Here is a 12,106-nt window from a genome sequence, read left to right on the forward strand (position 1 = left end):
TACCCAAAGAACTATCAGCAATTTACACTGCCATATTGGAAGAGAAACCATCCCCATTACCCTCACTACCCATACAATATGCCGACTTTGCAGTGTGGCAAAGGAACTACTTGCAAGGTGAAACCCTAGAAAAGCAACTAAGTTACTGGAAGCAAAAGCTGCAAGACCTACCACAACTACAACTACCCACAGACCATCCTCGACCCCCGGTTCAAACCTTTAATGGAGCAGGTATACCGATAAACATACCAGCAGCACTAACATCAAAAGTTAAACAACTGACCCAAAAGCAGGGAACAACCCTATTTATGACCCTGTTAGCAGCCTTCAAAGTATTACTGTATCGTTACAGTGGTCAAGAGGGTATAGCAGTAGGTTCACCCATAGCCAACCGCAACCGCCAAGAAATAGAAGGGTTAATTGGTTTCTTTGTCAACTCTCTAGTGATGCACACAGACTTGGGAGGAGACCCTAGTTTTACAGAAGTATTAAACAGAGTTAAACAAACAGCTCTAGAAGCATACTCTCACCAAGACATACCCTTTGAGAAGTTGGTAGAAGAGTTGCAACCAGAACGGACACTATCGCAAAACCCCTTATTTCAGGTGATGTTTGCGGTGCAACAAGAGGAAATATTAAAACCATCCTTGAGCTTACCTAACTTAGAGGTAGGTTGGTATGAAGAGTCGGAAGCGGAAATGACAGTGAGGTTTGACTTAGAGTTACATCTGTGGCCAGTAGGAGAGGAAATCAAAGGATTTTGTGCCTATAATAGAGATTTATTTGAGGCCGAAACAATTAGTCGGATGTTGTCACATTATGAGAACTTGTTATCAGCAGTAGTAGAGACTCCAGAGAGACCTATTAGCCAATTGCCACTAATGACAGAAGCAGAGCTAGAGCAAATACTGGTGGAGTGGAACAAGACTAAAACAGATTACCCAAATGACAAATGTCTCCATGACTTATTTGAAGAGCAGGTAGAGAAAACACCAGATGCAATAGCAGTAGTATTTGAAGAGCAAAAGCTGACCTACTCTCAATTAAACCGTAAAGCTAATCAACTAGCTCATTACCTGCAAAAGTTGGGAGTAGCTCCAGAAAGCCTAGTGGGAATATGTATAGAGCGTTCAATAGAGATGGTAGTAGGAATACTCGCTATACTCAAAGCGGGAGGAGCTTATGTACCCCTCGACCCCAGTTATCCATCAGAACGTTTAGCTTATATGATGTCTGATGCCCAAGTGTCGGTATTGCTTACCCTGGAATCATTAGTAACATTATTGCCAGAGCATCAAGCTCAGATAGTGTGTTTGGATAGTAATGAAGAGCTATGGTCTGACTGTTCTCAAGACAATTTGAGCAGTGAAGTTAAACCATCAAACTTGGGCTATATCATTTATACCTCTGGCTCCACAGGTAAACCCAAAGGAGTCGCCATGAATCAAGCTGCTCTGGTGAACCTGACTCTTTGGCAGCAGGAGGAAACAGTAGTTGGTCAAGGGGCAAAAACTCTACAATTTGCTTCCATTAGCTTTGACGTATCATTCCAAGAAATATTCCCCACCTGGTCTTCTGGGGGGACTATCGTGTTAGTTTCTTCAGAACTGAGGCGTGACCCGTTAGCATTGATGGAATACTTAAGTCATAAGCAGGTAGAGCGAGTATTTTTACCCTTTGTAGCTTTGCAACAGTTGGCCTCAGTCGCCTCTCAATTCCAAAAATTGCCACAACTACGCGAGGTCATCACATTAGGAGAACAATTGCAGGTGACAGCAGACATAGTGAAGTTGATGAAGCGACTACCTCAATGTAGAATGCAAAATCACTGTGGACCTTCAGAAACCCATACAGCTGCTTGTTACACATTAGAATCAGATGTCGATAAATGGCCTAGACTTCCTCCCATAGGTCGTCCGATTGCCAATACTCAATTTTATATTCTCAGTCGTGAGCAACAACCAGTGCCAGTTGGAGTCCCAGGAGAACTTTACATTGGTGGAGTATGCCTGGCCAATGGTTATCTGAGGCGTCCAGAATTAACAGCAGAGAAATTCATCCCCAATCCTTTTGAGAAGTCAAAAGCCACAAGATTATATCAAACCGGAGACCTAGCACGTTATCTTCCTGATGGCAACGTAGAAATTTTAGGGCGAATAGACCACCAAGTCAAAGTGCGAGGATACCGGATCGAAACCGGAGAAATAGAAGCAACCCTAACTCAACATTCTATAGTTAAAGAAACAGTAGTGGTTGCCACCAAAGACAATCTGGGTACTAAGCGTCTAGTGGCTTACATAGTGCCAGAAACCAAAACTCCAGCTAGCTCCAACCCAGAAGTATTAGAAACAGAACAAATAAAGAAGTTGAAACATTTTCTGAAAGAGCGGTTGCCGGAGTATATGATACCAAGCGGGTTTGTAGTGTTGTCGCAACTGCCACTAACTCCTAGTGGTAAGATAGACCGTAAGACATTATCGCTAGCGGATCATGTCAGTGTTGTGTCAACGGAGTATGTGGCTCCTGAGACGGAGACACAGAAGGTATTAGTAGAGATTTGGGCAGAAGTGTTGAGCAGAGAAAAGGTGGGAATACATGATAACTTCTTTGATTTGGGGGGTCATTCTTTGCTGGCAACTCAAGTTGTGTCTCGAATACGACAAACCTTCAATATAGAGTTTCCTTTAAAGAAAATATTTGAGTCTTCTACAGTGGAAAGTATAAGTAAGTATATAGATACCTGTATTTGGGCAGCAAAAACACATCCAATCACCCAAGATAATAAATCTAACAAACGGAATCAAGGAGTTCTCTAGGTATGACACAAATGGAAATGATAGAAGAGTTTTTATTTGAGCTTCGCAACCAAGACATCCAACTTTGGGTTGAAGGAGATCGACTACACTATAGTGCTCCTGAAGGAAAACTTACACCCACATTGCTGGATCAACTACGGGAACGCAAAGGAGAAGTCCTCAGCTTTTTGTACAGTGCCAAACAATCTGTATACTCACAGCAGTCTCAAATTAAACCTATTGAGCGAAACGGCAATCCCCCACCATTATCCTATGCACAGCAAAGGCTATGGTTTATAGAAAAAATGGCTTTGAGTAGCAACACCTACAATCTGCCATTAACCCTACACCTAGTAGGTAAACTAGACTATCTAGCCCTAGAAAAAAGTCTTAATCAAATCATTGCTCGCCATGAAACCCTAAGAACCACTTTCAGTGAAATCAACGGCACACCTGCACAAATAATTAAACCCTCTTTTGAATTACAACTACCCATAATTGACCTAAGTGGGTTAACATCATCTGAACAAACTACCAAACTCCAACAACTACTGCAAACAGAAAATGAACTTTCATTCAATCTAGAAGTAGACACCCCCATACGCGCTCGGTTGTATCAACTAGGAACAACAGAACACATACTGCAAATCACATTACATCACATAGCAAGTGATGGCTGGTCACTGACAGTATTACCCAAAGAACTATCAGCAATTTACACTGCCACCCTTGAAGACCAACCACCTCCATTACCCTCACTACCAATACAATATGCAGACTTTGCAGTGTGGCAAAGGAACTACTTACAAGGTGAGACCCTAGAAACTCAACTAAGTTACTGGAAACAAAAGCTCCAAAATTTACCCCAACTACAACTTCCCATAGACCATCCTCGACCCCCGGTTCAAACTTTTAATGGAGCAGGTATACCCATAAACATACCAGCAGCACTCACATCAAAAGTTAAACAACTGACCCAAAAGCAGGGAACAACCCTATTTATGACCCTGTTAGCAGCCTTCAAAGTATTACTGTCTCGTTACAGTGGTCAAGAGGGTATAGCAGTAGGTTCACCCATAGCCAACCGCAACCGCAGAGAAATAGAAGGGTTAATTGGTTTCTTTGTCAACTCTCTAGTGATGCACACAGACCTGGGAGGAGACCCTAGTTTTACAGAAGTATTAAACAGAGTCAAACAAACAGCTCTAGAAGCTTATAGTCACCAAGACATACCATTTGAGAAATTGGTAGAAGAGTTGCAGCCAGAACGGACACTATCCCAAAACCCCTTATTTCAGGTGATGTTTGCGGTGCAACAAGAGGAAATATTAAAACCATCCTTGAGCTTACCTAACTTAGAGGTAGGTTGGTATGAAGAAACTGGAGCGGAAATGACAGTGAGGTTTGACTTAGAGTTACATCTGTGGCCAGTAGGAGAGGAAATCAAAGGATTTTGTGCCTATAATAGAGATTTATTTGAGGCAGAAACAATTAGTCGGATGATGTCACATTATGAGAACTTGTTATCAGCAGTAGTAGAGACACCAGAGGAACCTATTAGCAAGTTGCCATTAATGAAAGAGGCAGAGTTAGAAAAGATACTGCTAGAATGGAACAAGACAAAAACCGATTACCCAGATCACAAATGTCTCCATGACTTATTTGAAGAGCAGGTAGAGAAAACACCAGATGCAATAGCAGTAGTATTTGAAGAGCAAAAACTGACATATTCGGAATTAAATAGCAAAGCTAATCAAATAGCTCATTACTTGCAAAAGTTGGGAGTAGCTCCAGAAAGCCTAGTGGGAATATGTATAGAGCGTTCAATAGAGATGGTAGTAGGTTTATTAGCTATACTCAAAGCGGGAGGAGCTTATGTACCCCTCGACCCCAGTTATCCATCAGCACGGTTGGCTTACACCTTAGATGATGCAGAAGTATCAGTTTTGTTGACAAGTGAATCAGTTTTGGATTCTTTACCAGAGCATCAAGCCAAGATAGTGTGTTTGGATACTATAGGGGAGGCTATTACTAACAACTCTATTGATAATCCTGCCAGTCAAGTAACTCCAGAAAATTTAGCCTATGTGATTTATACTTCTGGATCTACAGGAAAACCAAAGGGGGTTGCTATTGAACATCATAGCCCTGTAGCATTCTGTTACTGGGCTTCCCAGGTGTTTACATTCAAAGAATTAGCTGCTGTATTAGCTTCAACCTCTATATGTTTTGATTTATCTGTTTTTGAAATATTTGTGACATTGAGTCAAGGGGGTCAAGTAATTCTGGCTCAGAATGCTTTGTCTATACTCAATATTAAAAGTGAAATAACCTTAATTAATACAGTTCCTTCGGCAATTAGAGAACTTTCTAACATCAATGCTATACCTGATTCAGTAAAAGTAATCAACTTGGCAGGAGAACCATTCTCAAATCAACTGGTGCAAACACTGTATCAGCAAGAAAACATTCAGAGTGTATATAATCTCTATGGACCATCTGAATACACAACCTATACCACATTTACTTTATTAAATCAGGGAACTACAACTGAACCCACTATTGGTCGTCCTATTGCCAATACCCAAGTATACATACTAGACTCCCATTTAGAGCCAGTACCTATAGGAGTAGCAGGAGAATTATACATTGGAGGAGATGGACTAGCAAGAGGCTACCATAACCGCCCCGAACTCACAGCTGAGAAATTTATTCCCAATTCCTTTGACAACTCAAAATCTACAAGGTTATATAAAACTGGAGACTTAGTACGTTATCTTTCTGATGGCAACATCGAATTTATCGGTCGCATTGACCATCAAGTGAAAATCAGAGGTTTCCGCATTGAAATCGGAGAAATCGAAGCTTTTGTTTCACAATACCCTGATGTTAAGGAAAATGTAGTCATTGCTCAGTCAGATCCAACAGGAGGCAAACGCTTAGTAGCCTATATAACTTCTAAGCAGGAATCTACTCAAGACACCTCCCTAATTCCTCAAATTCGCCAATTTCTCAAGCAAAAGCTACCTGAATACATGATTCCAGCAGCTTTCGTGTTACTAGATGCTTTTCCTCTAACCCCCAATGGCAAGATTGACCGTCGTGCTTTGCCAGTTCCTGACACTGTTCCTTCCGGTTTATCAACAGCTTATTTGATGCCTCAGACGGAAACAGAGCAACTTCTGGCTAAGATTTGGCAAGAGGTTCTACAGGTAGAAAAAGTGGGAATTTATGATAATTTCTTTGAATTAGGAGGTCATTCATTACTAATAATTAAAGTTCACAAAAAGTTACAAGAAATATATCCACAAAATATCTCAGTCCTTAAACTGTTTCAATACCCAAATATATCGGAATTTTCTAAATATTTAATAGATTTAGAAAGGCAAGAAGTAACTGATTCCTTGACTACTGGTCAAGCAAAGGCTCGTACTGACAGGAAAACTTCGATTAAACAGCAAAGGCTACAAAGACAGCAGAATCGTAGAAATAAATAAATTTATAAATCAAATGATTACTACTGATATTATTGATGATTCAGCGATCGCTATCATTGGCATTTCTGGTCGTTTTCCCAAGGCTAAAGACATTGATATTTTCTGGAAAAATTTACAAGAGGGTGTGGAGTCTATTGAGTTTTTCTCTGAGGAAGAATTATTAAAGGAAGGGATCGACCCCACCTTGTTAAAAAAACAGAATTATGTTAAAGCAGGAACTGTAATTTCAGACATCGATCTCTTTGATGCTAATTTCTTTAACTATAATCCTAGAGAAGCTGAAATTATCGATCCACAACAACGTTTATTTCTGGAGTCTGCTGTTGAAGCACTAGAAGTTGCTGGTTATGACTCACAAACTTATTCGGGTGCTATAGGAGTTTATGCTGGTCTGAGTGAAAGTAGTTACGCCCGCAACAATATCTATCCCCATCTGGAAAATTTCGAACCAGGAAACGCTTATCAATTTCTTCTGGGGAATAGTCATGATTTCTTATCAACGCGGGTTTCTTATAAACTCAATTTAACCGGACCTAGTATTACAGTTCAAACTGCTTGTTCCACTTCTTTAGTTGCCGTTCATCTAGCTTGCCAAAGTTTACTCAGTGGTGAATGCGATATGGCTTTAGCAGGTGGTGTTTCCATTCACGTTCCCCAAAAAACAGGTTATTTACATCAAGAGGGGATGATTCTTTCCCCTGATGGACATTGCCGTTCCTTTGATGCTAAAGCAAAAGGCACTTTAGCTGGTTCTGGATTGGGTATTTTGGTCTTGAAGAGATTAGAAGATGCGATCGCAGATGGGGATTACATATATGCTCAGATTAAAGGTTCTGCTATTAACAATGATGGTTCATCAAAAGTTGGCTACACTGCGCCTAGTATAGAAGGTCAAGCAGGAGCGATCTCTGAAGCACAGTCAATAGCTGACATTGACCCGGAAACAATTTCTTACATAGAAGCTCATGGAACCGCAACTCCTCTAGGAGACCCCATTGAAGTTGCAGCCTTAACCAAAGTGTTTCGAGGGAGTACCGAAAAAAAAGGCTTTTGTGCCATTGGTTCGCTGAAAACTAATATGGGACATCTAGATGCAGCAGCAGGTGTTGCTGGCTTGATCAAAACTGTTTTGGCCCTCAAGCACAAAAAAATACCACCAAGCCTAAATTTTGAAACACCGAACCCCACCATTGACTTTGCTAATAGTCCTTTCTATGTTAATACTACTCTCTCGGAGTGGAACACCAATGGAACACCTCGCCGCGCTGGAGTAAGTTCTTTTGGTATTGGTGGTACAAATGCTCATGTAGTTCTTGAAGAAGCTCCTATTTTAGAGCAATCTTCAAAGTCTCGCAACTGGCAGTTGTTGATGCTTTCTGCCAAAACAAATTCAGCCTTAGAAACGGCAACGACTAACCTCGCTACACACTTAAAACAGCATCCAGAAATTAATCTTGCAGATGTTGCCTACACCCTACAAGTAGGTCGCACAGCTTTCGAGTATCGCCGGATGTTAGTCTGTCAAGATATAGATGATGCTCTGAAAGCACTTTCGACACCAGAAACTCAACCTGTGTTGACTCACTACCAGCAGCTCACCAAGCGACCTGTAGTGTTTATGTTTTCAGGTCAGGGAGCGCAATATGTAAATATGGCGCAGGAACTATACCAAACAGAATCAACATTCAGCGCTCAGGTAGATAGTTGCTCAGAACTACTGATTCCACATTTAGGAGTTGACCTGCGCCATATCCTCTATCCACAACCAGAAGAAATAGAGACAGCAACTTTACAACTGAAACAGACAGGGATCGCTCAGTCAGCAATATTTGTAGTCTCCTATGCTTTAGCTATTTTATGGCAAGAGTGGGGAGTATCTCCTCAAGCTACGATCGGACACAGCATTGGTGAATATGTGGCAGCAACTCTTGCTGGTGTGTTTTCCTTAGAAGATGCTCTCGCATTGGTAGCGAAACGGGGAAAATTGATGCAGCAACAGCCACCAGGAGCAATGCTAGCTGTATCTCTCTCAGAACAGCAATGCCAAAGTCTTCTGGATGAGCGAGTGTCGCTGGCTGCTATTAATGGGTTATCCCAATGTGTGCTTTCAGGTCCAACAGAGGCGATCGATACTTTGCAGCAGCATTTGTTAGAACAAAAGGTAGAGTCTCGTCGCCTTCATACTTCCCATGCTTTTCATTCTCAGATGATGGAGCCAGTTTTAGAGCGATTTATAGAGTATTTTCAACAAATATCGTTGCATCCTCCAGAAATTCCCTATATTTCCAATGTCACTGGTACTTGGATTACAGCAGAGCAAGCAACAGATCCCAAATATTGGGCAAAACATCTACGTCAACCGGTACGCTTTGCTGAAGGTATACAACATTTTTTGCGCGATAGCTCCCAAATCTTATTGGAAGCTGGGCCGGGGCGGACGTTGAGTAGTTTGGCTAAACGGCATCCAGATAAAGCAGAGGAGCATATTTTACTAACTTCAGTACGCCATCCCCAAGAAAAGCGCTCCGATCTAAATTTTTTGCTCAACACATTGGGTCAACTTTGGTTAGCTGGGGTAAGGGTAGATTGGGAGGGATTTTACAGCCATCAAAAACGTTACCGTATTCCTTTACCTACTTATCCTTTTGAGCGCCAGAGTTATTGGATTGCTGATAGCAGAGTTCCAAAGCAGAATGTTCAACCCAAACCATCCATAATTCAGAAAAAAACCGATCTAGCTGACTGGTTTTATATTCCATCTTGGAAACCCTCTAATATTGATAATATTGAGCCTGTTATCCCCACGACTAATCTTGTGTTTGCTGATGAGTTTGGTTTGGGCGACCAAATAGTGCAACAAATGGAAAGGAATGGTCAGAATGTTATTACAGTGAAAGCAGGGGCAGAATTTAGAAAAGTAAGCGATCGCCTATACAAACTCAATCCCGAACGAGAGGATGACTATAATGCTTTATGCCAAGAACTTCGCGAACGGAACGAGATACCAAAAACTATTCTTCATTTATGGAGTATCGCACCTCAGAGCAAAGATAGATTAGAAATTGAGTGGGTGGAAAAGTCACAAAATCTAGGCTTTTACAGTTTGCTGTTCTTCGCTAAGGCACTGGGAAGACAGCAGATTAATGGTGAGTTACTGTTAGGAGTGGTGACTAACAATATGCAGAAAGTTGGTGAGGAAGCTTTGTTAAACCCAGAGCAAGCAACTGTAATAGGACCAGTTCTAACTATTGGTCAAGAGTACCCTAACATAATTTGTAGAAGTATTGATGTGGTGCTTCCAGAACCTGGAACCCCAGACGAAGAAATACTGATAGAGCAAATCAGTTCGGAATTAGCGATCGAGCATTCGGAGAAAATGGTTGCTTACCGAACGGGCGATCGCTGGGAGCAAACCTTTGAACCAGTTAGATTGGAGTTAGGAGAGAAAACAAACCTCAAATTAAAACCGGAGGGAGTTTATCTAATTACAGGTGGACTTGGAGGTATTGGTCTTGTTTTAGCAGAACATTTGGCAAAAACTGTACAAGCAAAACTGATGTTGATTGGGCGTTCAAAATTTCCTCCCAGAGAAGAATGGTCAGAATGGTTAGCTAGTCACGACGCTCAAGATAGTATTAGTCAAAAAATACACAAAATTCAGAAACTAGAAGCTCTAGGTTCTGAGGTCTTGAACATCTGCACTGATGTAGGAAATGTCCAACAAATGCAAGATGCGATCGCTCAAGGTATAAAAAGGTTTGGTAAACTTAATGGAGTAATTCACGCAGCGGGGATAGTTGGGGAAAAGTCATTTCAAACTATTGTCAAAGCAGCAAAAACCGAGTGCGAACAACAATTTCAGCCAAAAATCAAGGGGACTTTGGTTTTGGCTAAGACTCTGGAGAAACTTGAGCTGGATTTTTGTATTTTAATGTCTTCCTTATCATCAGTTTTAGGAGGGTTAGGTTTTGTTGCCTATTCTTCAGCAAATAGTTTTATGGATGCTTTCGTCCATCAGCACAACCAGACCAGCGTTGTACCCTGGGTAAGTGTTAATTGGGATGGCTGGCACGTGATGGAAGTGACAAAACAAAGTAAATCTGTAGGTTCTTCTTTAGCTGAATTGGTGATCTTGCCAGAAGAAGGTATCAATGTTTTTCAAAGAATTTTATCCACAAATGCACTCCATCGGATAGTTATCTCGACTGCCAACTTACAAGATCGCATTAACCAATGGGTGAAACTTAAAGCCTTAAAACAGTCCGATCGAAAGAAAACAACAGAACCTTCCTCATTTCACTCACGACCTAAATTGGCAACTTCCTATATTGCACCACGCAATCAGACAGAGCAAACTATTGCTCAGATTTGGCAACAAATCTTAGGCATTGAGCAAATAGGGATTCAAGATGACTTCTTTGAGTTAGGGGGTGACTCTCTCATAGCAGTTCAGGTAATTTATAAATTACGTGAAACCTTGCAAATTGATTTGCCTCTGGAGGCTATATTAAATTCTGGTACTATTGCCAAGCTTTTTGAATCAATTCAGGCAACAACTTCATCTCAAAATATTCCGGATCAGAAAACACCACAAGCGCGTTCCTCCTTGCTGGTGGAACTTCAAGCAGGGAGCAATAACAAAGAGCCTCTTTTTTTATTACATCCAGTTGGCGGGACAGCTTACATTTACAGGGATTTAGCTCGTTATTTAGACTCAGATATACCAGTTTACGGAATCCAAGCACTGGGTTTAGATGGAAAAACAGAATTACCCACCTCTCTTGAGCAGATGGCAACTGAATATATCAAAGTGATACGCACCATTCAACCTAGTGGTGCATATTTTCTCGGAGGTACTTCCTTAGGAGGTACTGTAGCTTTCGAGATGGCACAGCAACTCCATGCAGAAGACGAAAAGGTAGCATTGCTAGCCATGATCGATACCCCTGGCCCTGGTCACATGGGGGTTAAATTAGAAGATGAAGGAGCGATCGCCGCTTATATTCTTAATACCCTATTCGAGTTAGACAAAAGTTTATTTTCATTCAACTCTTTTCCAGAATCGGGTAATATTGAAGAACAAGTAATGTATGCTTTGGAGCAAGCAAAGATTGCCAACTTGGTGCCCAATGATTTTGAAATCCCTCAAACTCGTCAAATCATCCGAGTCTTCAAGGCAAATATGGAGGCAATGTGGAACTACAAGCCACATATATATGCTGGAAAAATTATATTTTTCCGTGCCCAAGACAGGCGTGAAAAATATGACCCAATACACCCAGAATACCCTTGGATTGAACTAGCTGCTTCAGGGATAGAAATCCACCCAGTTACTGGAACTCACCTTACTATGAATTATGAACCTCACGTTCAGACCATAGCAGAAAAACTCAAAGTTTACTTTGAACAGAATAATTAGAGTTTACTAAATCAAGTCTTATGGGTGAGGTTAGGAGTCAGGAGTCAGCCCTCAGGAGAAATGGGAATTATAGAGGAGGTAGTTGGATGTTTTGTCCCTTGATTTTTCGTCCCAACTCTTGCCCAAAAAGCTCACTTTTTGAACTTGAGGTACCAAAAACCAGACACTTTTTTCTACCCTAAAAAGACTAAAACTTTTATCCCACATTCCGCACGACAAAATGTAGTATGCAAAGATGGTAAAACTTGAGTAAGTATTTAAACTTATAGTATGGGGTAAGAAGCGATATAGCTGCCGCTAGGCTCCGCCAACGCAAATCATCAGTTGCCGGAACTCACCAATAGATATCTCCAAAAACTGCTAAAGCTTCTCTATCACTTGAGCGATCGCATCTT

General features: G+C 41.2%; 3 protein-coding genes. All 3 read left to right on the forward strand.

The genetic code is table 11. The features are described 5' to 3' along the window. Positions 1-2,816 (forward strand): amino acid adenylation domain-containing protein (locus F6K18_RS16160; RefSeq protein WP_287522201.1); only part of this gene is annotated, 2,816 nt, incomplete at its 5' end. A gap of 2 nt (positions 2,817-2,818) precedes the next feature. Continuing rightward, positions 2,819-6,292, forward strand: coding sequence for an amino acid adenylation domain-containing protein (locus F6K18_RS16165; RefSeq protein WP_287522202.1), 3,474 nt, complete (start codon positions 2,819-2,821; stop codon positions 6,290-6,292). A 13-nt stretch (positions 6,293-6,305) separates the two neighbouring features. Then, positions 6,306-11,711: a type I polyketide synthase gene (locus F6K18_RS16170; RefSeq protein WP_287522203.1), complete on the forward strand. Its 5,406-nt coding sequence runs from the start codon at positions 6,306-6,308 to the stop codon at positions 11,709-11,711. Positions 11,712-12,106: the final 395 nt, after the last annotated feature.

The organism is Okeania sp. SIO2C2 (assembly GCF_010692625.1).
GTDB classification, from domain to species: domain Bacteria; phylum Cyanobacteriota; class Cyanobacteriia; order Cyanobacteriales; family Microcoleaceae; genus Okeania; species Okeania hirsuta.

What these genes read in the sequence shown, in the direction of transcription:
- F6K18_RS16165 (WP_287522202.1), top strand. Translation starts at nt 2,819, where the DNA reads ATGACACAAATGGAAATGATAGAAGAGTTTTTATTTGAGCTTCGCAAC.
- F6K18_RS16170 (WP_287522203.1), top strand. Translation starts at nt 6,306, where the DNA reads ATGATTACTACTGATATTATTGATGATTCAGCGATCGCTATCATTGGC.